Origin of the sequence: Actinomyces sp. ph3, from assembly GCF_000308055.1 — a bacterium.
In the GTDB taxonomy this organism is placed as follows: Bacteria; Actinomycetota; Actinomycetes; order Actinomycetales; family Actinomycetaceae; genus Pauljensenia.
The window spans coordinates 109,235-134,551 of record NZ_CAGY01000002.1 but is presented as its reverse complement, the minus strand read 5'-3'; the positions used below and the strand labels follow the sequence as shown (position 1 = coordinate 134,551).

The window sequence follows — 25,317 nt, the reverse complement described above, 5'->3', positions numbered from 1 at the left end:
ATGGAGCCATACGATATTCACAAGAAGACTGCCGACCCTCCGGGACCGCCAATTCACATACCGCATTTCAAACGCTCTGATGAGTGTGCTGTTGGAATTGCGCTCTTACCCGGAAGGATTCATGCCGTTGTCATGGATCGCTCTGGGCGTGTGCGTGAAGAGCGTGCGCGAATCGTTGTAAATAATGCGAATGCCATCCTTGCCATGATTAACACTCTTTGCAGAGAAATGGCAGAAAGCGTTCGTTCATATGGGGACATCAAGGGAATTGGCCTATCCCTCGGTGGGAAAGTGATCGATGGGCGAAGGTGCACTGTCGAAGAGCTGGGATGGCTAGACTTCCCGCTCCTTGACTTGATCTCTGGTCAGGGCGGGCTTCCGCTTTCTCTCATCAACAGTCTTGAAGGACTGGCAACCTACGAAGCCATATACGGTGTCGGGCAGCGTTTTGATAACTTCATGATCGTTCAGATCGCGGAAAACGTCTGTCACGTCGAAGTGAAGAATGGCGCAATTTGCCCTGATCCCGCTGGAGATTATCGAAGAACTGCTCACCTTCGTCTTGAGGGAAACAATGCGGTATGCGCACAGGGGCATTATGGATGTGCCAGTGTGTCCTTGGTTCCCTCAGCCATTATTGGGCAGGCACGCGCTGCCCGTATGAGCGCTGGTGATACTGATCGGCCCCGTGATATCGAAGAGCTGATTCGTATGGCGCAGGGCGGAGATCTGGCCTGTCGAAAGGCGGTGCTGGGCTTCGTTCGCAACCTTGCGATGTGTCTGGAGCAGCTCAGCGAAATGACCAAAATTGATCACATCGTCCTTGATGGAAGCGCGGTGCGGATTCTTTCCTCGGAGTGGGCAGTCCTCTTTGAGGATGTGCTCTTCACTGTGGGCTCTCCGGGGGAAGTGCTTCCGATTGTGATTCGTCGTGCCAGTGAGGATTCCCGCTGGGCGTGCGGGGCTGCAGCGTATTTGTTTGAGACCTGCGATCGCGGAAGACCAAAGGTGTCGGGAGGTGACTTAAGCGGGAGTTATGTGCCACTCGTTGCGGTGTAGCCGGCATCGATTGGAAAATACCGGTCGTTTAATGAAACGGGACTGCGAGCAGCGCGCAGTCCCGTATATTTATGCTCGAAGTTGAGTGCTACTCAGCCTCGACCACAGGCAAGACCGACCAGGGGAAGTTGATCCACAAAGCGGTCTTGCGCCAGATGTAGTCCGGTTCGATGATCGAGACGGGCTTCTTGTAAATAACGACCGAGCGAGCGTCGACCTTTGCGTGGGTCTTACCATCGAGGCTCAGCCCGTCTTCGTCGATCAGTTCCATGACCTTCTTCAGGGTCTTGCCCGAGTCTGCCACGTCATCGACGACCAGTACCTTCTTGCCATCCAGAGCCGAAACATCCATGAGCGGAGGCAGAACCTGAGGTTCATCCAAAGTCTCACCCAGACCGGTATAGAACTCGAGGTTCATGGTACCGATGGCCTTCACACCCATCGCGTAGGCAATTGCACCTGCGGGGATCAGGCCGCCGCGCGCAATTGCAACGATCAGGTCGGGCTTCCACCCGGAGTTCACGATCTGCTGTGCCAGCTCGCGTGCGGCGTCGCCGAACTCTTGCCAGGTCAGATTTTCGCGTTCTTCGCCAGTGTTGGTCGTTGCGCCGTCATCGAATGGGGTGGAAGCAGACATGTATACGTCCTTCAACAAAAGTGATCAGGTGAATGGACATATGGTAACGCCCGTCAGTACGTTTACGCATCGTCATCCATTTGAATGACGAAGTCGTGTCAAACTGCGTAGTTGGCGCGCATACTGTCCGCCGGGTTGACGGGGTTGTCCTTTATGGGACCAGATAAAGATTCGCGAGGCATCAAAAGTGCGTGAACACACACCGCAAGAGGTGACCCGTCGAGGAGCCGAATACAGTTCCCGCCGTGTTCCGCACACTGGGCATATCCCCACCCATGATGGCCGAGGCGAGGGTAAGTGTGCCGATAAACGTGCGCTATCGGGGGCGCCAAGTTGGCGAGCTTTCGCTTGCCAGATCGCATCGTGATGATGTGAGGCACCAACCAGGGCGTGGGCAATTTCGTGCAGGATGACTCCACGTACCGTTTCCGCATCGTAGAGGTCAACCAAGGGCCCCGAAAGGCGAATTTCGCGTCGTGTATGGACGCATGCTCCCGCGCGTCTACGCGCACGGTCAAATCGCAGCGACCACTCTCTTAAACCGTGGTGATCCATCAACTCGCGTGCCATTGCGCGTGCGTCTTCACGCTTCATATGGCCTCGTGCAGGCGATCGATTGCTGCCAACATGCGCTGAGGTGAAATTTTTCGCGCGGTCCCCAGTTCTTGAGCAAATAGAGAAACGCGCAGTTCCTCACGCATCCACAAAAGTTCCTCAAAATCGCTGGCGTGGCGAGCGTCGAAAGGACGCGTGTCCATGAGCTCGCGAAGTTCACGTAACTCCTCATCGACCTGCGCCAAGGCTTGAGCAGAGCGTTCGTCACGCGCAAGATCGGAAGGCGAACGCAGCGCTTTACGGACGCGTAACGCTTGAGCCTGAATGTATCGCGGAAGATTGCGAAGACGCTCGATAGGTGTTGCGGCAATGAATCCATCAAATACCAGGGAATGCGCGACCCTTTCGACATCCTCGCGAAGTGCGGAATAGGCCTGTGCGTCCGCAGTCGCAAGGGTGTCTTGAAGTTGCGCCCAGGATTCCATCGCTCGCACAACGACTTCAATAATCGAATAGACCTGATCTTCGTGCAGATCTCTCACGCGTTGGGAAAGGTCATCGAAGCTCGAGCGATCACGTACCCCCCACAGCCCTTGATTTCCGCTCAGAGACACCGTGAGCGCACGCACGCTTGCCCACTGAGCATCCGCGATCAGAGCCTCAGTGCTTCGATAGGGAGTTGAGGTCAGCATGAGTGCCTCGCGTCCACTCCAACGCGTCGAAACGCGCTTGGTTGATAGCTGAACGCGACGTAGGACGAGGTTCGCCACACCCAATCCGTGATCGCTTCTTGCCTGCGATGCATTTGCCATGACGCGCACACCCGCCAGCGGATTCTCGGGCTTCCCTTGGGGAACTAGTGCGGGGAATGCGCGAATTGTCAGACCTTGCGCCTGAGATTCGATTGAGGTTGGCAAAGGGGTGGTCGGGAAATCCTCAAGATCGTCGGCGAAAAGCTCACTTCCGGGAGTGCCTTCGCTACCATCGATTGCTCCCGAGGCCGTCGCTGCCTTCCCTTGCGCGCGTGCTTTTGCCTCGACAGACGCAGTCCTTGAGGGACTCCCAGACTCAGGCTTAGCTTCTGCACCTGCGCGATGCTTGCCTTGTGCGCTGCGTTCTTGGGCTTCGGTCAATGCCTGGCGAACGGCCGTTCGTAACGCGCTATCGGTCGCACCGGCCAAGGTACGTTTGAGATACCCCAGGTCTTTCCCGCTTCCCAGTTCGCGTCCCTGACGATCGTGGACAACAAAGGTCATGAGCAAATGATCGGGAAGTGCGTCGCGCATAGTGCGGATATCGGAATCGCTCAGGTCAACGCCTCGGAGCTCGCGGATTGCGCGCGTGAAAAGTTCGTCGAAGGATGCCGAGGTAGCCTGCGTGGTATCGGTGTGGGGTCCACCGGGATTTTCCGCGGAAGACTTCGGAGACCTATCGGAGGTTTGAGCTGAGGAAAGCGCAGAAAGATCGCGGCCTTTACCCCGTTCGTCTTGGGTGGGCGTACTGGCCTTGGACAGGCGCTTATCGCTGCGGCCCTGACCTGTTTTCTGTCCCCATGCCGCCAAGCGTCCAAGAGCAGCGCTCAGCGAGGCCGGATCTTCATCGGGAGTAGGAGTTTCCTTTGTCTTCTTCGAAGCCGCGCTAGTTGAAGAGCCGCGCAGAGAATTCTCTCCGGACCCGGACACAACACCAGAGCTTGTGTCGTGATACTCGTTGCCAGCACTCACGCGGCCGCTTCGGAAATCATCAATCCACCCGGCAACGCTCTTTGCGACTTCGGGGGCGGGTGCAAGCAGGCGGCGCTTGGCCTTGGGAAGCGCACGAATTGCCTCGGTGATGAGTTCTTCGCGCATACCCGGCACTAACCAATCGGTGCCCGCATCGCTCACGCGACCCAAGGCCTCGACGGGAATGGACATCGAAACGCCATCGCGCGGGGAACCGGGGTGGAACTCATAGGACAGGAGAAGGCGAAGCTCTCCCTGCTGCCAATGGTCGGGGAAGCCCTCTCCGGTCTGCCCAAGGCCTCGAGGAAGAAGAAGCTCAGGAGGGTAATCCAAAAGATGAGGATTCTGGCGCTTTTCGTTCTTCCACCAGCGATTAAAGTGGCCGGCAGAGATGATCGAGGCGGGGAGGAGATCGTCAAAGAAACGCTCCAGCGCCATTTCATCGGCGACGAGGCCGTGGGTGCGGCTGCGGCGTTCGGTTTCCCTTGCGCGCTCGATCGCCTCGTCGTTGCGACGCTGGAAGGCGTGACGCTCGCGCCACTGTCCCTGAACCAACGCGTGGCGGATGAACATTTCACGGGCGAGCTCGGCGGCGGTAATGGGGCTTTGCTGGGCGATCGCAAAAGGAGAATCTGTTGGAACAGCGCCGCGGATTGATCCCAAGGGAGTAGATCCCAGCCGTCCCAGCAACACAGAGCGGTCTGCGATCAACGTCAGCCCGTAGAGCATGACTTTTTCTTGGACGTAAGCCGCGCCCCGCGAGGAATTCCACGTGGGTTCGGAATAGACGTGATTGAGTAGGTCTTTTGCCAGTGGCTCGACCCATTCGGGGCGAATACGGGCGACCGTACGTGCAAAGAGTCGCGAGGTCTCAACCAATTCCGCGGTCATCACCCAATCGGGATGGCCAGTGATCCCAGAACCGGGCCAAATGGTGAAGTGAGTGCCTCGGCTACCCGTATAGTCGCGAGTTGCCGGATCCCATGCGCCCAGGCTGGAGAGCAGGCCAACAAGGATCGAACGGTGAATGTCGTCGGTGTCGACCGCGCTGGTTGAGCGCGTGAAGGCAACTGCAGCCTTCGCCGCGGCGTCCGCAATTCCCGTACGTGATGCCTGCTCAACCACATCACCCGCTGAAGGCATCCCCAGTGGCTCGGTGTTGATGCCGATGCTGCGGGCCATATCGCGCAGCTGGTGGGCGATATCGCGCCACTCGCGGAAACGCAGGTAGTGAATGAATTCTGCCCGGCACATACGTCTAAACACGCTACCTGAAAGATCGCGCTGCTGGACGTGCAGGTAGCGCCATAAATTGAGGTAGGTCAAGAAATCGGAGTGAGGGTCAGCAAAACGCGCGTGTGCCGTATCTGCAGCTTCTTGGTGTTCCAGTGGGCGCTCGCGGACATCCTGAATCGATAGCGCAGCAACGATGACTAAAATTTCCGAGGCGCATCCTGATTCATGCCCAGCGATCAGCATGCGGCCCAAGCGCGGATCGATAGGAAGCCGAGCTAAATCGCGACCAATGCGTGTGAGCTCAAGTCCCTGGTTTCCCTGTGCCAGCGCGGAAGAATCGGAGTTCTTTGACGAATCCAGCGGGCGCAGTGCCCCAATTTCAATGAGCTGGTTGATGCCATCGCGGATCGCTCGTGAGTCCGGCGCATCGACGAATGGGAAAGAAGCAACGTCTCCCAGCCCTAAAGCGCTCATCTGTAAAATGACCGAGGCCAGCGAGGTACGCAAGATTTCCGGCTCGGTGAAGTCCGGCCTCGATGCGAAATTATCGGCGGAATACAGGCGAATCGCGATACCGTCTGCAACTCGTCCGCAACGCCCAGAACGCTGATTCGCGCTGGCCTTTGAAATCTCTTCGATGGGGAGGCGCTGAACCTTGGTCTTATTGGAATAGCGGGAAATTCGCGCCAGTCCCGGGTCGATCACGTAGCGGATTCCCGGAACCGTCAGTGAGGTTTCAGCAACGTTTGTCGCCAGAACAACGCGCCGATGGCTGTGTTCCTCAAAAATCCGGTGTTGTTCCGCAGAGCTGAGGCGCGCAAATAGGGGCAAAATTTCGATATCTGCGGGGTTCTTCGAGTGCGAGATATCCTTGGGCGCACGATTGCCCAGGTGATCACGCAATGCCTGTTCGGTGTCGCGAATATCGCGCTCACCGGGAAGGAATACCAAAATATCCCCCGGGCCCTCGCTGCATAGTTCATCGACCGCATGGCAGATTGCGGTTTCGACATCGATGTCTTGACCCGCGCCGTAGCCCTCCAGAGCAAGGGGATCATCCGGGTCCTCTAAAACCAGTTGTTCGACGCCGCTTCCAGTGCTTTCTTCCTCGATTGCCGAGGCCGTGGCAGGGCTGCTTTCAGTGGGCTGAGCAGCGGGGGAGCTGCTTGAGGAGGAATAGGAAGTCGGGGTATCGGCCGCAAGGGGACGGTAGCGGATTTCAACCGGGAAAGTACGACCCGAAACCTCGATAACCGGCGCGGCTTCAATATGCGTGCCCTGTCCAATTGGACCGTTCCATCGACCGAAGTGACGCGCGAAACGATCCGAATCAATGGTCGCTGAAGTGATGATGACCTTGAGATCGGGGCGCAAGGGGAGCAGGCGCGCAAGGTAGCCCAAGATGAAATCGATGTTCAGGCTTCGCTCGTGGGCCTCGTCGATGATCAGGGTGTCATAGCGACGCAGCATCGGGTCAGACTGAATTTCCGCCAGCAAAATACCGTCGGTCATGAGTTTGATCAAAGTGGTAGGACCGACCTCGTCGGTGAATCGCACTTGGTATCCGACGACCTCACCGGGCTCTTTGCCCACCTTTTGGCCAAGTTCAGCAGCAATGCGCTCTGCAACCGAACGCGCTGCAATACGGCGAGGCTGGGTGTGCCCGATCATGCCGGCCACGCCTCGGCCTAATTGGAGGCAAATCTTTGGGATTTGCGTGGTCTTTCCCGAACCGGTTTCACCGGAGATGATGACAACTTGGTGCTGCGAAATGGCTTGCGCAATTTCCTCGCGCCTCGCGCTGACCGGAAGATCGGGAAATGAAATCAGTGGGATCGCAGCGGCCCGAGCAGCAAGCTGTTCGGGTGTGAAAGGACGGAAAGGCGCGGGTGCATGAGGGGAGCGACCCCTGCGTGAATGTGCGCGCCGGCGCCTCGGCTGCGATGAAGTGGACACCCCTTCAGGGTAACGAAGAACTTTCGCCACAGCTGGGTGTGTACGTTACTGGCGGAACTCTCCGCTGGGCTCTGCCCACAGATGTGCCCACTCAAGCGCGGCCTCGAGAAGGATTTCCGGATGCTCACCGGCACCAAAGCGAGTGTCGTGGACCATTTCAACCCGTGAGCCGTCGGGAAGACGGTGGAAAGCATCGCGCGTGAGATCAACCAGCCCCAAATCGATATCATCGGCATCGTGGAGGATGAATGCAGGCGCACCCTTCGGATCGATGATTGAAGAGTCGACCATGGATAGATCGGCCAGCGTTTGCTTAGAGATCGTGAAAAATTCGCGAGGCCCATCGGAGTCGTCCGGAATCCGGGTCTGGCCGGTGTGCTCCAATTCGTCTAATTGGCTATTGGAGAAAATTGCACTCCAGTCGTAGGAGAGTGGGCCAAGTACCGGAGCAGAAAGAAACAACGCGGTCGCATGAATCAGGTGAGCGGCAAGTGCAGTGACCGAGCCAAAAGAGTGACCGTGAATAATCTGGTGCGTGAAACCCTGATCGGCTAGCCAACCCGATGCGGCCTGGAGGTCCTCGATCTGAGACTCGCGCGTAATCACCTCGTCATCGGAGCGTCCATGCCCCGAGTAATCGAATTGGAGCGTCGCATACCCGGCTTTGCGATAGGCACGTGCCAGCTCATCGTAGTGTCCACCCGAGTGTTCATCTGCAAGAAATGAATGCGAAAACAGGACAGCAGCGTCCCGTGAATCCACGGGCTGAACGAAAGTTCCCGACAGGGTGATCCCTCGGGGTGTGTTCATACGTACTTCGCTCATACCTCCACGGTACTGGTTTCATAGAAGATGCGAAATACCCCATCTCACAACGTGCGAAAAGGTAAACAAGTAGCGTGTCGCTTTGGGGAACCACTAGGCTTGTTTTTATTCGATAGTCACCATCGCACACCGGCGCATATGCGCCTGAACGCACAAGAAAGACGCATCATGGGAACGAAAATGGGAATCGCCGTTGGTTTCGGGATTGGCTACGTGCTGGGAACCCGAGCGGGGCGTGAACAATACGCGCGAATTTGCGCGTGCGCTGGAAAGCTTCGTCGCTTCCCGCTGGTCGCCCGTCCCTTGGATGCTGCCGGTGAAAAAATGTCTACGCTTGTCCGCGTCCAGGGTGAGAAGGTTACGGATAAAGTTGCCGATGCAGTGAAGGAGCGCTTGTTCCGCATGCCGGCTGCTGAGCCGGAGATCACCGAAGAGGACCTACCGACCTACGCGGGCTGAGGCGCGACACTTTTACAATGGCTGATTCCCATCACGCTGAAAAGCAAGCTTTGCGCGCGCAGATTCGCCGCTGGCGTCGCTACTTGGCTGAAGAACGTATGGAGGCGCGTACCTATCGTGCGCTTGCCGAACGTCGGACGGGCGAGGAACGTCAGGTACTTCTTGGCCTTGCCGAGGCCGAGGGGCGCCATGAGGAGTACTGGCTGTCCCTGCTGGGGGAGAGTGCGCTTCCCGCACCGCATCCTCCGCTTCGTACCCGAATTTCATCTGCACTGGCCTACATGTTCGGGACGATTTTCGTTCTGGCGATGGCCCAACGAACCGAGGAACGTTCCTCTTATGATGACGACGCTGACGTTCCAGCGGCGATCGCTGCCGATGAGCGTTTGCATGTTGAGGTTGTTCGTTCGCTTGCGCAGCGTTCCCGTGAATCCCTAGCGGGTACCTTCAGAGCCGCTGTTTTTGGAGTGAACGATGGCCTGGTATCAAACCTCGCGTTGATTTTGGGTGTCGTTGGTGCGGGAATGAGCTCGCATTCGATTTTGACCACGGGTGTTGCCGGCTTGCTTGCAGGTGCAATGTCCATGGCCGCCGGTGAATGGGTGAGCGTCAGTTCTCAGCGCGAGCTATTGGACGCATCGATTCCCGATCCCGGTGTTGATAACACTTTGAATGATGTCGATGTCGATGCCAATGAATTGGCACTGCTTTTCCGCGCTCGCGGGGAAGATGAGGAAAGCGCGAAGGCGCATGCAGCAGATGTCTTCGCAAAACTTGCGGAGTCTGATCGCCGCAGTGGTGGTGAGGCTGCAGCAAGTGCAGATGGCACAGAGCGACGCCCCATTTTTGCGACGCACAAAGATGAAGATGCGGGAGCAAGCGAAGAGGTCGGTACCCCGGTGGGCGCTGCGGCCTCGTCCTTCATTTGTTTCGCTGTTGGCGCTCTCTTGCCCTTAATTCCCTATCTTTTCAGGCTTGATGGAGTGCTTGCTGCGGGAATTTCGGTTGTCCTTGTCGGTATCGCGCTCATGTTCACCGGTGGAATTGTCGGTGTCCTTTCGGGCCGTGCACCCGTCCCGCGTGCTTTCCGTCAGCTTGCCGTTGGTTATGGCGCAGCCGGCGCAACCTACCTGCTGGGTCTTCTCTTCGGCACCAGCGTCTCCTGATCGGGGACAGCCGCGCGACCGCGCTGCTCTTCAGAGGGGAACGGCCTCGTCGTAAATCTTGGGTACTGAGACTGCGCGTCCACAGCCTTGGATTCTTTTGAGAGGTGGATAACAATAGTGAGCGTGCTCGATACTCTCAATCAAACTTTGCCGGACCTGTTCCGCGTCATCGATCTTCTTGGCGTGCTCTTGAACGGGATCCTCGGCGGACGTATCGCGCGCATTAAACGTTTCGATGCAGTCGGTTTCATGGTCTTGGCCATCATGTGTGCACTGGCCGGTGGAATGCTCCGCGACATTATGCTCGATCAAGGCCCGCCGGTAGCTTTGACAGATCCCTTCTACTTGGGGACTGCGCTGGTCGGTGCACTTATCGCTATGCTCTGGCGCCTCAATTCCCGCTTCTGGAGGATCGCGCTGGTGATTGCCGATGGAACCGTTCTGGGATGTTGGGCGGCCACTGGAGCACTGAAGACACTGAACGCTGGCCTGGGAGTGGGACCGGCGATTCTGCTGGGAATTATGACCGCAGTCGGTGGCGGCATGATTCGAGATATTTCTGCTGGGATGGTCCCGCAGGTATTTGGTGGAAATAATCTCTATGCAACGCCCGCATTTGTCTCAGCGGCGATCATGGCCGCTTTTGGTCACTCGGGCTTAGAACAAATCGGCATGCTGGTTGCGACGATTGTCGGGTCGAGCTTCACAGTACTTGCACATTGGAGAAATTGGCAGCTTCCTTCGCATAATGATTGGACATTGACCATGACAGCAACGCAGCTTCGGGCACTCCTTCGGCTGCGTTCGCTTGATGAACGCGAGGTCAAGAAGATTACTGAGGACAATTCGGAACAATGAGTACAGACAAGGCTCAGAGCGGAGCAGGATCTACAGGGGAAGGCGCCCGCGGACCGCAGGAAACTCACGCGGGTGGTAGCGCGCCTCGATCAAAAGGATTCAAGGCTGCACACCTGTCGATGATGGCGCTGGGAAGCGCGATTGGTGCCGGCTTCTTCCTGGGTACCGGTGTCGCCGTTTCCGAGGCAGGCCCGGCCGTTTTGGTCTCCTACATTCTTGCTGCACTCATCGTTGTGACCGTCATGTATGCGCTGGCTGAGTTGGCGGCTGCGATTCCTTCCTCTGGATCTTTCTCGACCTACGCCGAGGCAGGCATCGGCCGGTGGGCAGGCTTCACCTCTGGCTGGCTCTACTGGTTCATGCTGATCATGGTGCTCGGCCTGGAAATGACCGGCGCAGCGCAGATCTTTACAGCTTGGTTCCCCAGTGTTGACCAGTGGGTTGTCACCTTGGTCATCGTTGTTGTCTTGGGTGGGATTAACCTGCTGGCGGCCGGCGAATTCGGTCGTGTTGAGGCGTGGCTTGCAGGATTGAAAGTCGCGGCAATTATCTTCTTCCTGGTCGTTGGACTGGGCCTTCTGATGGGCATTATTCCCGGGCGCGCTCAGAGCCTGCACCAGGCTTTCATTGGAAATGGTGGTTTTGCTCCTGCTGGCCTTCCCGGAGTCGCGGTTGGTTTGCTTGCGATTATTACCTCCTTTGGCGGGCTTGAGATTGTTACCATTGCCGCCGCCGAGGCCGATGATGCAAGGCGCGCAATGTCGCAGGCGATTCGCTCGGTGATTTGGCGCATTTTGGTGTTCTACGTGGGCTCTGTCGCTCTGCTGATCTGCCTGCTGCCGTGGAATTCGGATGAGATGAAGACCAGTCCTTTTGCCGCGGTTTTGAACATGGCGGGAATTCCCGCGGTCGGAATGATCATGGAGATCATTGTTTTCACCGCACTGATTAGTGCCTTCTCTGCAAATATCTACGCGTCTTCCCGAATCGCATACTCGCTGTCGGCACGCGGAATGGGACCGACGTGGATTCTGGGTGCGCGCGTGCGCAAAGCTGTCGATGAGGGGGACGAGGCCCTTGGAGTAACTGCGCTTCACGGTGACATTGAGGATGGACGAACCCCGCGTCGCTCGGTTGCGGTCTCTGTGGCTCTGGCTTTTATTTCAGTCGCCTTGAACTGGTATCTTCCATCGTCGATCATGCAGGTGCTCATTAATGCAGTGGGCATGGTGCTGTTGATCGTGTGGGTGATGATCGTTATTTCGCAGATCCGCTTGCACTCGAAGCTCGAGGCCGAGGGGGTTTTGTCCCTGAGGATGCCGGGTTGGCCCTGGCTGCCATGGTTCGCTGTTATCGGATTACTGTCGATCGCGGTTCTGATGATGTTTAACGCTGCCGGACGCGCACAGCTGGTTGCAATGGGATCGCTGACCCTGATCCTGGTGTGCCTGTACTTTGTGCGTGAGAATCTTCGAAATCGCAAAGCTGCACGCGCTTCGGTTGCGAAGGTCGTCGGGAGTGGTGATTAAGCCGCTGTTGTTTGTGCAGCGGATTTTTCCACAGGAGGAACGCTTATTCGGCGTTTTCCACACATTTGTGGCTCTTTATGTCTAGGTGTGTTCTCTGTGTCAAAGTAGCTGAAGAACTGTCAGAAGGAGGTAAGTGTTGACGCGCCGAAAAGGTCTCAGACGCTCACGACTTCTGATTGCGGCCCTGCTTATATGCGCGATTGTGGGGGCGGTCTTCACGCTTGTCTACGCGGGAATCATCGGCGGTGCCTTTGGCGTGTGGGGCACAGGGTTGAATAGTTCCAGTGGCCCTTCCGATTCTTCCTTAGGAAGCGTGGATGACAGCGCGAAAGCTCTAGATCAGCTTCCCGTGCTTCAGGTACGCAGTGAATCTGTTCCACGCTATTCACGTGATGAATTTGGTCAACGATGGGCAGATGTCGACCGAAACGGCTGCGATACGCGAAATGACATCCTTCGAAGGGATTTACGTAGCCTGCAGATGAAGACTTCCTCTCCGAACTGTGTGGTCGTTGGGGGGATCCTTGATGACCCTTATACGGGTAGAACGATTGATTTCCGCAAGGGCGAAGAATCCTCAGATCAGGTGCAAATCGACCACGTCGTTGCACTTGCCAATGCATGGCGAAGCGGTGCATGGCAGTGGGATACTACGCGTCGACAAGAGTTTGCAAATGATCCAGCAAACTTGCTGGCTGTTGACGGCAACGCAAATCAAGATAAAGGGGCCAGCAGAGCGGATCAGTGGCTTCCGCCGAATAGTCGCTATCGCTGTGCGTATGTACAGCGGCAAATTGTCGTGAAGAGCTCCTGGGGATTGGGGGTGACACCGCGGGAAAAGAAAGCGATGAAAGCGGTGCTTGATCACTGCGAGTGAACGGAAACCTGGCAAAGGGCGTGTGTCTGGGCGGGTAACGCGTGGATCTACACATCAATGTGGAGATAGGCGGGTATAGCAAAGCCCCGACCGGTGGGACGCACCGAGCGGGGCCGCTTGCGCGCTCGAAGGGACTCGAACCCCCAACCTTCTGATCCGTAGTCAGATGCTCTATCCATTGAGCTACGAGCGCATTGCCGTTTGATTGGCCGAGAGATAGTTTAGGCACAAGGCGCCTTTACAAGCAAACTCATAAATGCGTCATCAATCACATCAGTGCCTTTACGTTACAGAAGAAGGCGCAGAATCTTGCGGAAAATGCAGAAAAATAACGTGAGTCCGTCAATCAATGCAACCGAGATTTCCATGAAACGGTGCTTTCGTTGCATCTTGTGCATGGGTAAGAATTAAGAGGTCCATTTTTGAGCGACATGCAGGAGCAGCGCAATGGCAAATAGCCATCCAAAAATGTCCACCACTCGAATCGACCCGGTCAATGCGGTCCCTTCTTTCCCCAAGCTCACAATCCTCGGTTTTCAGCATGTCCTGGCGTTTTACGCCGGGGCAGTTGTCGTTCCGCTGGTAATTGCAACTGGCCTGGGACTTGACTCGGCTACTACTGTTCACCTGATCAATGCGGACCTCTTCACCTGTGGTATCGCGTCAATTATCCAATCTGCGGGTCTTGGCCCGAAGATTGGTGTTCGTCTTCCCTTGCTTCAAGGCGTGACATTTACGGCAGTCTCACCGCTCATCGCAGTTGGTTTGGCTGCTGGTGGGGGAGTCGAAGGCCTCGCCACGATGTACGGCTCGATTATCGTTGCGGGCATTGCAACCTTCCTTGCCGCTCCCTTCTTTGCGAAGCTTTTGCGTTTCTTCCCGCCTGTCGTCACCGGCACCCTGCTGACAGTTATGGGAACGACCCTTATTTCGGTTGCAGCAAACGATATCGTTTACTGGGGGACTGAGGCAGCAAAGGTTGGCGCCGATCCCATTCCCGGAACTCTTCGCGGACTTGCATACGCTCTGGGCACTTTGGCTGTAATCGTCATTATCCAGCGCATTTTCTCTGGCTTTATGGCAACTATTGCCGTCCTCTTGGGTCTGCTTGGCGGAACGGTTGTTGCGTGGATTCTGGGGGATGCAAACTTCTCTGCGGTCTCTCAGGCGGCGCCGATCGGAGTTACCACTCCCTTCTTTTTTGGAATTCCAAAGTTCTCAGTTGCAGCGATTATCTCGATGCTCATCGTCATGGCAATTACTGCCGTCGAAACCACCGGTGACGTTTTTGCGACCGGTGAGGTTGTGGGTAAGCGCATCACTCCAGCGCACATTGCGAATGCTCTTCGCGCCGATGGCCTGTCGACCGCGCTGGGCGGTGTGCTGAACTCGTTCCCCTACACCTGCTTCGCACAGAACGTTGGTTTGGTTCGACTCACGCGCGTGAAGTCGCGCTGGGTCGTTACCGCTGCGGGTGTCTTCATGATCATCCTTGGAGTTCTGCCCAAGGCCGGCGCGGTCGTCGCCTCGATCCCGAAGCCTGTTATCGGTGGAGCGTCTCTGGCAATGTTCGCAGCCGTTGCTGTTGTCGGTATTCAGACTCTTTCCACTGTCGATATGCGCGATAACCGTAACTCGGTGATCGTTGCGACCTCGCTTGGCTTGGGTCTGCTGGTCACTTTGAAGCCCGAACTGGCTAGCTACGTGCCGTCGTGGATGCAGATTCTTTTCGGCTCCGGTGTGACGATCGGTTCAATCTGCGCCATCATCCTCAACCTGCTCTTCTTCCACATCGGTCGTAAGCCTTCTCCGGCCGTGTCAATGGTTGACGGACGTCCGCTGGATCTGGATGCCATTAACCGCCTTGATCAAGCACAGTTCACCCGCGCCTTCGCTCCCATGTTCTCGGGAGTGACGTGGCCGGTTGAACGCGCGTGGACACATGCTCCTTTCGACTCCGTCGCTGACCTGCGCCATGCTTTCCAGGATGCAGTTGGTCAGGCTGACCGTGAAGAACAGGAAGCCTTGATTTCCGGCTACGCCGACATCGTTGATCTGATTCTGGGCAGCGAGGCTGATGAACAGGCCTTGCTGGACACCGGATCGACCCTCTTGGGTGACTTTAATTCGGAGAAGCAGGAAGAATTGCGCGCACTCGGCCAGGCATACCACGAGCGTTTTAACCGCCCGCTGATCGTATGCGTCTCGCGTGTGGATTCAGCCGATCAACTTCTTGCTGACGGTTGGCGTCGCGTTGAGGGTTCTGACCTGCGAGAGATCCGCGTGACCTTGAACGAAGTCATGCAGATCGCCGAAAACCGTTTCGAGGCCATGGTTGCCGACGCGAACCCCATCCATTCGGCCTGGGCACACTCCTTCGACCAGTTGGACTAAGCTTTCGGCACTGAGGAATACTGAATAGCGTTTGCCCCCGGGTGCGTGAGCACCCGGGGGCAAACTTTTGCCTAGTGGGAAGTACGATTACTGCCTGCGCACATGCTCTAGGATGCGCTCTTCTCCCTGTCTCTCGAGGGGCCAGCGCATTATGTGCCGACTGTCAATCGTCACCCATTTAGTCCTCCCTCCTGTTTTGGCTCACCCATTCCGGGTCTATTGCTGTTCTAAGGCGGTGGGTGAGTGAGCCAAAGCAGGAAGGGGAGAGCTAACGCATGCCTCCACGATCTAAACCACCGCGTTAACTGATAAGCCATACAAAAGGGCCGGGCCCCGATGAAAATCGGGGCCCGGCCTGTGCTTTGCGCTTAGAAGCGCATTCGCGTTATGTGATCAGTCGCGGCGCTTGCGAGCGGCACCGACAGCCCCAACACCTGCTGCCAGCAGCATGGAGGTGAGGATGGCGATCCACTGCGCATCTGAACCGGTCTTCGCCAGAATCGACTTCGCGGGCTTCGAAGGTGACGGGGCGGCCGGGATCTGGGCGAGCGGGAAGTCCATATCAAGGTTGACTTCGCCCTCTGCCACGGTGACATCCTTGGAGGTTGCCACTGCCTCGTAACCGGCGGGAACCTCAATCGACACACTGTAGGTGCCGGGGAGGAGTCCCTCGAAGCGGTAGTTACCGTTTGCGTCGGTCGTCGTGCGAGCAACTTCGTTGCCAGATGCATCCTTGAGGATCACGGTGACACCGGGGACGCCGGGTTCGCCGTTGTCAACACCGTTGTGGTCCTGATCGTTCCACACGCGGTCACCGATGGTCGCCGGCTTCACGAAGCCGAAGTCCACACCCTGAACCGAGGCATCGGAGATGGTTACCGTTGCCAGGGTTGCGCCGCGGCCCTTGTAGGCCTGGGTGTTGGTGAGGCCAGCCAGGTCGCCCGCGTTCGGGTCGACGATGCTCACGCGGTAGGTGCCCTTGGGAAGACCAGTGAACTGGTAGTTTCCGTCGGCATCGGTCACGGTGGTGACGGGCTTGCCATCCTTGTCGAGGATGGGGTTGCCGTCAGCATCGAGCAGAGCGATGGTCACGCCCGAGAAGCGGTCTTCGGTATCGCTCTTGGAGTAGCTTGCATCGGAGTCACGGAAGAGTGTTCCACCGATGTTGAAGCCGCCCTTGAAGGAAGCCGAGGATTCGTTGTTCGTCGGGTCGTCACCGGCCTGATCCTGGTGGGTGATGCGTGCAACGTTCGTGATGAGCGTGCCTGCACCTTCACCGGTGATCTTCACGGTGATCTTCATGGTCTTTACGTCGCCCTTGGCAATGGTCTCTTCGGACAGATCCCATTTGCCGGTTGCCGAATCGTAGGAGCCATCGCCTTCAGCCTTGACGAACTCAACGCCCGCGGGGAGCTGATCGGCGGCCTTGACACCGGTTGCTGCACTCGGACCGTTGTTGGTGACGGTCAGGGTGTAGGTGATGACCTTACCGGGAGCGAACTCGAAGGTTGCCTGGTCGACTTCAGCGGGATCGGTGATCGCCTTCTTGATGGCGGTGTCAGCCAAACCGGTGAATGCCCAGTCCTGCGAGTCATTGGACATCGAACCGCGACGAAGTGTGACATTAGAGGTCAAGGAGAGCGTCTGGTTCGCCGATGCCTTCATGTTGCCGGAAGGCGCGTAGCTCTGAGCAATGCAATCAGGGCAGGCTGCCATCAGCGAATCGCGATCCACGGAGACGGTGTAGTCACCGGGGGCCAGATCCTCGAAGGAGTACCTACCATTTGCATCAGTGGTGGTCGTCAGCGTCTTTTCAACACCTGCAGGGGTCTTGAAAGTCAGCTTGACAATGACACCTGCCAGCTCCTTGTCGTGCTCCGTGGGATTGAAACCGCCAGTGTTGTCTATATCCCAGAAGATGGTGTCACCGATGTAGCCGCTAGCGACCAGACCGAGATCGATGCTCATGTCTTCCTGACCCTCAGTCAGAGTGATCTTTGGTACAGGACCGTTGGAGTCCTTATCCGTGTCAGTACCCGCGTTCGTCACAGTTACCCCGTATGAATCGGGAGGCCAGAGGCGCACGGTGTAGCTCTTGCTACCCTTGTCACCCTCCGTGTTCGGAAGCAAGTTCTCGAACTTGTAAAGGCCGTTTTCATCACTTAGGACGGGCTTGACGGGATTTCCGTTCGCATCGAGAACCGGCCTATCAAGGGCGTCAACCAGAGAAATACGCGCGCCTGGAACGCCATATTCATCAGCATCCTGGATGCCGTTCTTGTTGGCATCGAACCATACGTAGTTACCAACCGCAGCAGGTTTCACAAAGCCGAAATCAACCTTCGTGACGTTTGCCTTGGAGGCAGTCAGCGAGATTGCCGGGGTCGTGAGCTTGCCCTTCCCGGCATCGGTGCGGCTGGTTGAGGTCTCGTAACCGTAGGTCTGCTTGTAGTCGGAGAGTTTTACGTTCTTTCCGTCGACAGTTGCTTGGTCAGGAACAACCTCAACCTTGTAGTCACCCAAGGGCAGGCGGTTGAAGGTGTAGTTACCGTTGGCATCGGTCTTGGTGGTGATCTCTGCGCCGGTGGAATCCTTCACAGGGTTTCCATCTGCGTCGAGGAGACGAACCGTCACACCCTCGAAAGGTTTATCGGTATCTGTATCGTTCGTCCACGAGGCATCCTTGTCGTTGTAGATGGTTCCCGAAATGGAGCCGCCCACAGTGAAGGAAGCACTCGAGGTGTTGTTGTCCTTGTTCGAATCAACCTGGTCATAATCGCCCAAGGTTGCCGTGTTTGTGAGGGTCTTACCTTCGGTGCCCTCTTGGACCTGCACGAGCACGTAGAGGGTTTCCACTCCGCCAACGTGGAGGTTGACGTCGAGCTTGCCCGACTCCATAGCCATCCACTCGGGGTCAAGAACATGGTAGCCAGGGTCGGCTGCAACCGTTCCATTGACACAGGGAACATCTCCGCTGGTCTGGCAGATACGCGTTTCGGAGGAGATGAATTCCACGCCGGAGGGAAGCACGTCTGCGACGTTCATACCCGAGGCAACAGCCGGACCGTTGTTCTTCAAGCTGACCTTGTAGAGCATGTAGTCGCCAGGCATGACGGGATCCGTCGACTCGATGGTCTCCGGGATACCGTTGGCATCGCGGGCAACTTCGGTGCCGTTCATCTTGACGCGGGAAACCGACTTGTTGACCTCAACGTCAGTGGAGACGTTGATGCCGACCTTGGGTGCTTCGTTCGGCTGCAGGTAGGAGACCTTACCGTTTTCGGTCACGCCGCCAGCCATTGCAACGGAGTTCCAAGCAATCAGGTTCGCGTTGACCGGAGAGGTCATGGTTGCCACGAACTGGATCTTTTCGCCGACCTCAATATCGCGGTTCATGACCAGGCGGAAGCCCTTAACGGTCTTCAGGTCGGCAGGTGCTGCTCCCCACGCGTTGGGTGTGCATCCCGCAGGGCCATCATTCATTGCGCCACCGACGCTCATAACCTCGCCGCGGCAGGGATTCTCAACGGTCGTGTACTGGATCGTGATATCCGAGGCGGGAATTTCGCTGATCTCGGGGTCCTGGCCCGACTTTTCCTTGATCGACTGGAAGGTCCAGTTGGTCGAGTTCAAGAAAGGCTGCCAGTGGGAGCCGCGCGCCTGAGAAGAGGCGGGACCCACGCCCTTGTCGCCCACGTGAGGAAGAATGTCGTAGGCGACAACCTTCGTCAGGGGAGTGTTGCCAGCGTTTGAAATGGTGAAACGGTATGCGCCATCCGAACCCGGATCGATCTTTGCGACCTCACCGGCAGGAACGAAATCGGCGTCCTTATTGCCCTTGACTTCCTTCGTGATGTTCATTGCGGGGGTGGTCGCAACGTTGAAGTTGGCATTGGCGGAACAGAGATAATCCTCAGTTGAACCATTGCCATTGACGTCGAAGGTGTCTTTGTCTCGACCGCTGGAGCAGTAGTTCGTGTTGCGCAGGCTCTTGTCTACAGCAACGTCCTTGGCACCGTCACCGGGCATGTACGTCATTGCCTGGTTTACGGTTTGTCCAGCAGGTGCGGTGCTCTTCACAGTCGTGTCGAAACTTGTGTAAAGCGATCCCTCAACCGGGTCGGGGACGATCATGCGGAGCAGGGTGCGTCCGGTACCGTTGTAGTTCTTCGTGATCTCGATCTGGACCTTGCTGAGGTCGTACTTGCTTCCATCAGGGTTGGTCAGAGGTGAACCAGGAAAGATGCTGACCTGAGACGCATCGTCGATGTCGAAGCCTTCAGGAAGAAGATCTGCAATGGTAAACGGTGTGGGTTTGCCGCCTTGAGCAGCAGTGCGAGCAGTGCCGTTGACACCGAAAGATGCTTTCTTCCCGACGACTACGGGATTCGTCCTGATGACCTTAGCTACTGCCACGCTGGGGAAGTCGTCACGCACGCGCATCCAGGAGCACAGGTCATCGCTGGAAGCGAGGACTGCGCCGGTGTCCTTATCCGTCAGAGTGCCGGTTGCACAGTTCTGGAAGCGGACGTAGTCCGGAGAAGCCACATAGTTGAAGTACTTCTCAGGCGGAGCGACCGGGTTGTAGTGGCTGGCGAAATCCGAGGGTTCCGTCTTGGGGAGGGAATCGGGAATCGTGCCTTGGAACCACACGGATGCTTCGGTTTGTGGTGCGATATCCGAATCGATGGTGAAACGGGTGATCCACTCGCCATCGGGAAGGGTGATGTTCGCCGTCTCGGTGTAGTTGGCGACAACGTGATTACCCTTGTTGGTCCAGTATTCGAAAGTCCAGCCGCCCTTATCTTCATAGCCAGACTTGCCGAAGATGGTGAAGCGGTACGGGCTCACCATGGTCGGTTGGTCACAGTTGCCACCTGCAGCCTTTGCGTCCTGAGTGGACCATGTGCACGGCAGGGTGTCATCGAAGTGAACGTGTGTCGTCGTATTGCCGGTGTTGGCAGCACCGAGGCGCCATGGAGTGAGGCCCTTGCGAACCTGGTACTGCCAGTCGTTGCCGGCCTTGACGACTCGACCACCAGGCTTACGAATGGCGAAACCATGGGTGATTTCAGAGCTCTTCGTCATGACGGTTGTGGGGTCATTCTGAACCGCAGCTGTGATGGTGGCCTTATTTGTGACCGTGTCGGCCGTCGTTACCGAACCTTCGGGGTACTTCACGGTAACGAGGGACTCGATGGGGTTTTGCCATCCCCACTTGTCATAGGACCAAGTAACAGTGTGGGTTGCTGCATCGTAAACGCCGCCGTTGGTAGCGGAGACGAATACTGCCTTTGCAGGAAGCGGATCGACGACCTTAATGTCCTGGACCTGCACGAAGTTGGTGCCGAGGACGCCATTCTTCAGTGCGGAACCAATCCAACGGATACCAACTTTATTGGGGTTGGTTTGGTCGATCTGCTGGTAGCCATAACGCAGTTTATAGGTCGTTTCCCCGCCGACAGCAGGGTAGCCATTCGGGTTTGTCGCACCGCTCTTCTCGATGGCGATATCGGTGTCCGCGGTCCACTTGGTGGTCTTTGAGTCATCGATAGAGTCAGCGTTGAGAGCCGTGAAGTTCACCTGTTGGGTGGTCGTTGAGTTGTTCGGCGCATCGTTACCGTCGTAGGTCCAGGTGATCTGGATACGGTCCGAGGTACCCGCGGGGATCGACTTCTGTAGAGGGAAGAGAAGTCGCTTCATCCTTGGGTTGCCTGCGACAGTGGTCTGCTCGGTGCGAAGAACCGTCGAACCGGTGACTGCGACTGCAGTGTAGAGCTTGTCTGTCAGCGCCGTACCCGCGGGGGTAACGGGTGCAGGAAGCAGTACCTCAATGGCAGCGCCTTCACAGGGAGTGGTCACCGACGAACATGCGTAGTTGATCGTCGTGATCTGCTTGTCGCGAATTGCAAGGGTAGAACTGTCGTTCGTGACAGTCATTGCCAGAGTTGCCGGCTTCGAGCTGGTCGCACGTGCACGACGTGAACGAGGCTGGTTGGCCTCTGCAGAAGTAGCTGCGTCCTGAGCGGAGGTGTCCGAGGCGTTTGCCTCAGTTCCACCTGCTACAGGGGTCTCAGTGTTGGAGGCTGCCGTCTGCTCGGATGCGGAGGTGCTAGCGTCGCTAGCATTCTCTGTTCCCGAGGCTGAGGCGGCCTGGCTGGTTTCGCTTGCGCTGTTGTTGTCTGCCGCGACACTACCGTTAAACGGAGTGAAGGAAGTCAACAGAAGCGAGGCTGCTGCAAGAGTTGCAACACCCGCCGCTCGCGCGCGCGTTTTTAAGAGTTTGGGATGTGACATCGAAAATCTCTCTCAATCGCACAATTTATAGGGATTCAGTATCTAATCTACATTCTTTGAAAACAGCGGGCAATCAGTTGTGGAATTAGTCATTTCAAACTATTTCTTTCAAAAAAGTGGTTGACTGATAGGCATTTGTATGCTGCATGTTCTGGGTATAGCAAAACCCCCGGAATCCATTAAGATCCCGGGGGCTGTTTGCGGAGACGGCGGGATTTGAACCCGCGAGGGGCGTGAACCCCTACCTCCTTAGCAGGGAGGCGCACTCGACCGGACTATGCGACGTCTCCAGTGCCGACTACTCTAAGACATTTTCCCTCCGCGTGCGAAATGCGCACGCTGGGACGCTCAGCATTGCCGGTACAGCGGAGGGCAAGGGATTCGAACCCCTGGTGCCATTGCTGACACAACGGTTTTCAAGACCGTCACCTTCGGCCACTCGGTCAGCCCTCCAGACCCGCCAATCATAGCGGATCTTGATCTATTCGCACATTCGTCGTCCCGAATATGCTCTCGATCCCTTTATTTCTCAGCGGTGGCGACGGAAAGGAACCCACGAACGGCGGTCAGCTGGTGCCTCTTCCGGATGGTCCAATAGGCCTCGGGAAATCGCGGAAGCAAACGGAGGCCACATTGGCACTCGGCCAACCAAAACGCACTGAATTGCCCAGGCAATATCCCCGCTGCGAGGCCTCGAATCTTCAATCCGCTCATTGTCAAAGGACAAGGCATGCAACCATTGTCCGGGCTGGACAATAAGCTCATCGTTAATGAAGTCCAACCATGAGCGATAACAGTGTTCGTAGTGCTCGACTTCACCTTCGCTGGCACCGTCATCGCGCAGCGCTCGTGCCAGTGATACCGCAGCGCAGACGCCTTCGCAGGCGACCCACATGAAGTGGCGGTCGTCCAGAATTTCGGCCTCGTGATGCTCGAAGCCCACCGAGGTCACGAATCCCGCGTAGCCCTTCTTGCGCCATCCATCAACGCGTGCTCGTTCGAAGAAATCTTGACCGGCTTCGAGAAGCGCGTCATCGCTCTTACGTCCCAGGGACCTCAGGGCTGCGCGAACCTGAATGCATAGGCGTGACCAACGCAGCAAACTCCCGATCTGCACGCCTTCAAGCACCGGAGTTGCAGACCAGTGCTCCCATTTCTTCGACCAATCGGCCTCGGTTTGGGAAACAGGGGAGAGCTCTTCGATATCGATGTATTCGCCCACCCTCCACGAGGCCTCGCTTCCCATCTGCACGACCGCTCGGGTGATGGATTCGGCTCGGTCGATCCATACGGGGTCGGCGGTCGCCTCGGCGGCGGCTAGGTACGCCTCGGCGGTCGAGGCCAGGGTTCCAAGGGAAATGATCGGTGCCTTGTGCTGCGTGCTTCCCGAGGCGATAGCTCCGTAGACCAGCCCGTTGGGGGCAAGCCAGCGGCGCTCTTGCTCGTGGAGGGCCTCAAGGAGAAGCTCGTGGGCACTGGGGCGATTGGCAACCGCCGCGGCCGCACTCGCGCTGATGAGCAGCGCGTTATCAAGCTGGTAGTCGATCTCCCCGCTGCGCACCTCAGCCTTGTATTCATCGGAATTAATGGTTTCCGGATCGTCGGTGGCGGTCGCTTCGGGAAGCTTTTGAAGATGGTCGTGGATGATGCGGCGAAGGGTCTTAGTTGCGTGGTCGGCATAGCGTCGTGAACCGGGAAGACCAAGAAGTGTTCCCAAGGAAAAAGCGTGGAGCATTCGAGCGCTGAGTGTGAATTGATCGCGTTCGCTGGGTTCCTCGCCGTCTGGGCCTTCACTAAACCCCGAAGGTGTCGTACTAACTTTTGCTTCTGCGATCAGTGCTTGAAGCTGTGCTGACAGCCAGCGATTGTGCTCGATCGAATCCAACCAGCCCATGGGGTTCTCCTTTGTCTTCCATGAATGTCGCGCTGCGTCGTTGCCGGGGCGACATTCACATTGAGTTTAACGCAAGGGACTAAAGCGCGTGAGCAGGCGAATCTGTTTGGGAAGTGAATCTGTCCCTTATCGTGAAATGCCTTGCACGGTTTAGGGAAACATTGCAGACTGAAAGCATGCATGAAAGAGCTGGCACTGTTGCCCTTCCCGAAGACCTTACAGATATTGATGCGCTGATTTCTGCGTATTACGACATTGAGCCGGACCCCTCAAACCCCGATCAACGGGTGTCTTTTGGTACCTCCGGTCACCGCGGTAGCGCATTCGATGGCAAGTTCAATGAAGCACACATCGTTGCGATTACCCAAGCGATTGTCGACTACCGAGCCGAGCAGGGTTTCAACGGCCCACTCTTCATTGGCCGCGACACTCACGCGCTCAGCGAACCCGCATGGCGCACCGCCTTGGAAGTCTTGGCCGCAAATAACGTTGATGTTCGCATCGACGCACGTGGTTCCTACACTCCGACCCCCGCGGTTTCTGTTGCGATTCTCGGTGCAAACGGTGCACCCAAGCACCTGCGCACGACAGGGGAAGGTCTGGCCGACGGTATCGTCGTCACCCCCAGCCATAACCCGCCTCGTGACGGTGGATTCAAGTACAACCCGCCTCACGGTGGTCCCGCGGACTCTGACGCGACCTCGTGGATTGCTAAGCGTGCCAACGAAATCCTCGAAAAGGGTTGGCGCAGTGTTGATCGCGTGCTGGGTTCGGATCTGCTGGATCACCCCAGTATCCATCGCTTCGATTACTTGGCCTACTACGTTGATCAGCTTGACCAGGTCATCGATATTGATGCGATTCGCGAGGCCGGAGTGCGCATTGGCGCCGATCCGCTGGGCGGAGCATCGGTGGACTACTGGGGCGCAATTGCCGAGCGCTACGGCTTGGAGCTGACCGTTGTGAACCCCAAGGTTGACCCCGCATGGTCCTTCATGACCCTGGACTGGGATGGAAAGATCCGTATGGATTGCTCCTCTCCCTATGCAATGGCTTCTCTTCGCGATGCGATGACTCCGGATGAGAACGGGAATACTCCCTACGACATTGCGACCGGTAACGATGCCGACTCGGACCGTCACGGAATCGTGACCCCCGACGGTTTGATGAACCCGAACCACTACCTGGCTGTTGCGATCGAGTACCTCTTCACGCACCGCCCGAACTGGCCCGCAGATGCGGCGGTCGGTAAGACCCTGGTGTCTTCGGCACTCATCGATCGCGTTGCTGATTCGATTGGCCGCAAACTGGTTGAGGTCCCCGTGGGCTTCAAGTACTTCGTTCCAGGTTTGGTCAGCGCTGAGCTTGGTTTCGGCGGTGAGGAAAGCGCAGGAGCCTCCTTCCTGCGCAAGGACGGCACTGTGTGGTCCACCGATAAGGATGGAATCATCTTGGCGCTGCTCGCCTCTGAGATTCTGGCCGTTACCGGTAAGACCCCCTCGCAGCTGCACGAAGAACAGGTCGAACGCTTCGGCGCCTCGGCTTATGCGCGTATCGATGCGCCCGCGAACCGTGAAGAAAAGGCGAAGCTCGCTGCTTTGTCTCCCGAGGATGTCTCCGCAACCGAGCTGGCAGGTGATCCCATCACCGCAAAGCTCGTTCGCGCTCCGGGTAACGACGCTGCGATCGGCGGCCTGAAGGTGACGACCGATGTCGCGTGGTTCGCGGCTCGTCCCTCGGGCACCGAGGACGTCTACAAGATCTATGCGGAGTCCTTCCGTGGAGCCGAGCACCTTGCTCAGGTTCAGGAAGCGGCGAAGCAATTGGTGAGCGAGGCCTTGAAGGGCTGAG

Annotated in this window: 14 protein-coding genes and 3 tRNA genes; 8 read left to right on the top strand and 9 right to left on the bottom strand. The window is 57.1% G+C overall.

Translation table 11 applies throughout. The features are described 5' to 3' along the window. Nucleotides 1-1,059, top strand: coding sequence for an ROK family protein (locus HGAS_RS04115; RefSeq protein WP_019126605.1), 1,059 nt, complete (start codon nucleotides 1-3; stop codon nucleotides 1,057-1,059). Nucleotides 1,060-1,147: 88 nt separating this feature from the next. On the opposite strand, the gene HGAS_RS04110 is transcribed toward HGAS_RS04115, so the two are convergent. The 4 genes from HGAS_RS04110 to HGAS_RS04095 form a co-directional block, all read right to left on the bottom strand. After that, complete coding sequence (locus HGAS_RS04110; RefSeq protein WP_009407838.1) at nucleotides 1,148-1,696, bottom strand: phosphoribosyltransferase; 549 nt, start codon at nucleotides 1,694-1,696, stop codon at nucleotides 1,148-1,150. Between the two features lie 72 nt (nucleotides 1,697-1,768). Beyond that, nucleotides 1,769-2,290 (bottom strand): SprT-like domain-containing protein, encoded by a 522-nt coding sequence (locus HGAS_RS08720; RefSeq protein WP_019126604.1) that lies wholly within the window; start codon nucleotides 2,288-2,290, stop codon nucleotides 1,769-1,771. Then, entirely contained in the window at nucleotides 2,287-7,167 is a 4,881-nt protein-coding gene (locus HGAS_RS04100) for a DUF3418 domain-containing protein (protein ID WP_026066623.1), read from the bottom strand. The genes HGAS_RS08720 and HGAS_RS04100 overlap by 4 nt, the downstream gene beginning before the upstream one ends. Nucleotides 7,168-7,212: 45 nt before the next feature. Next, nucleotides 7,213-7,992 (bottom strand): alpha/beta hydrolase, encoded by a 780-nt coding sequence (locus HGAS_RS04095; RefSeq protein WP_009407841.1) that lies wholly within the window; start codon nucleotides 7,990-7,992, stop codon nucleotides 7,213-7,215. A 168-nt stretch (nucleotides 7,993-8,160) separates the two neighbouring features. Here HGAS_RS04095 and HGAS_RS04090 point away from each other — a divergent pair, with 168 nt between their 5' ends. The 5 genes from HGAS_RS04090 to HGAS_RS04070 all read left to right on the top strand — a co-directional run bounded on the left by HGAS_RS04090 (nucleotide 8,161) and on the right by HGAS_RS04070 (nucleotide 12,881). Continuing rightward, complete coding sequence (locus HGAS_RS04090; RefSeq protein WP_019126602.1) at nucleotides 8,161-8,451, top strand: hypothetical protein; 291 nt, start codon at nucleotides 8,161-8,163, stop codon at nucleotides 8,449-8,451. Between the two features lie 17 nt (nucleotides 8,452-8,468). Continuing rightward, nucleotides 8,469-9,617 (top strand): VIT1/CCC1 transporter family protein, encoded by a 1,149-nt coding sequence (locus HGAS_RS04085; protein WP_019126601.1) that lies wholly within the window; start codon nucleotides 8,469-8,471, stop codon nucleotides 9,615-9,617. Between the two features lie 117 nt (nucleotides 9,618-9,734). After that, the gene (locus HGAS_RS04080) at nucleotides 9,735-10,475 is read left to right on the top strand and encodes a trimeric intracellular cation channel family protein (RefSeq protein ID WP_019126600.1); all 741 of its coding nucleotides are present in this window, start codon (nucleotides 9,735-9,737) and stop codon (nucleotides 10,473-10,475) included. Beyond that, on the top strand, nucleotides 10,472-12,004 hold the full coding sequence (locus tag HGAS_RS04075; RefSeq protein ID WP_019126599.1) for an amino acid permease: 1,533 nt from the start codon (nucleotides 10,472-10,474) through the stop codon (nucleotides 12,002-12,004). The genes HGAS_RS04080 and HGAS_RS04075 overlap by 4 nt, the downstream gene beginning before the upstream one ends. Before the next feature lie 133 nt (nucleotides 12,005-12,137). Then, complete coding sequence (locus HGAS_RS04070; protein WP_019126598.1) at nucleotides 12,138-12,881, top strand: HNH endonuclease family protein; 744 nt, start codon at nucleotides 12,138-12,140, stop codon at nucleotides 12,879-12,881. A gap of 120 nt (nucleotides 12,882-13,001) precedes the next feature. Here HGAS_RS04070 and HGAS_RS04065 read toward each other — a convergent pair. After that, nucleotides 13,002-13,074: transfer RNA gene (locus tag HGAS_RS04065), tRNA-Arg, on the bottom strand. A gap of 275 nt (nucleotides 13,075-13,349) precedes the next feature. Here HGAS_RS04065 and HGAS_RS04055 point away from each other — a divergent pair. After that, nucleotides 13,350-15,275, top strand: coding sequence for a solute carrier family 23 protein (locus HGAS_RS04055; RefSeq protein ID WP_106427403.1), 1,926 nt, complete (start codon nucleotides 13,350-13,352; stop codon nucleotides 15,273-15,275). Nucleotides 15,276-15,668: 393 nt separating this feature from the next. Here HGAS_RS04055 and HGAS_RS04050 read toward each other — a convergent pair whose 3' ends face one another. The 4 genes from HGAS_RS04050 to HGAS_RS04035 all read right to left on the bottom strand — a co-directional run bounded on the left by HGAS_RS04050 (nucleotide 15,669) and on the right by HGAS_RS04035 (nucleotide 23,466). Beyond that, nucleotides 15,669-21,572, bottom strand: a complete 5,904-nt coding sequence (locus tag HGAS_RS04050; protein ID WP_019126595.1) for an SdrD B-like domain-containing protein — start codon at nucleotides 21,570-21,572, stop codon at nucleotides 15,669-15,671. 201 nt (nucleotides 21,573-21,773) lie between these two features. Next, a tRNA-Ser gene (locus tag HGAS_RS04045) sits at nucleotides 21,774-21,862 on the bottom strand. Between the two features lie 76 nt (nucleotides 21,863-21,938). After that, nucleotides 21,939-22,025: transfer RNA gene (locus tag HGAS_RS04040), tRNA-Ser, on the bottom strand. Between the two features lie 76 nt (nucleotides 22,026-22,101). Continuing rightward, nucleotides 22,102-23,466 carry an AGE family epimerase/isomerase gene (locus tag HGAS_RS04035; RefSeq protein ID WP_019126594.1) on the bottom strand — a complete coding sequence of 455 codons (1,365 nt, stop codon included), beginning with the start codon at nucleotides 23,464-23,466 and terminating at the stop codon, nucleotides 22,102-22,104. 176 nt (nucleotides 23,467-23,642) lie between these two features. Between HGAS_RS04035 and pgm the strand changes: the two genes are divergently transcribed. Then, nucleotides 23,643-25,316: a phosphoglucomutase (alpha-D-glucose-1,6-bisphosphate-dependent) gene (pgm, locus tag HGAS_RS04030; protein ID WP_019126593.1), complete on the top strand. Its 1,674-nt coding sequence runs from the start codon at nucleotides 23,643-23,645 to the stop codon at nucleotides 25,314-25,316. Nucleotide 25,317 lies beyond the last annotated feature (1 nt).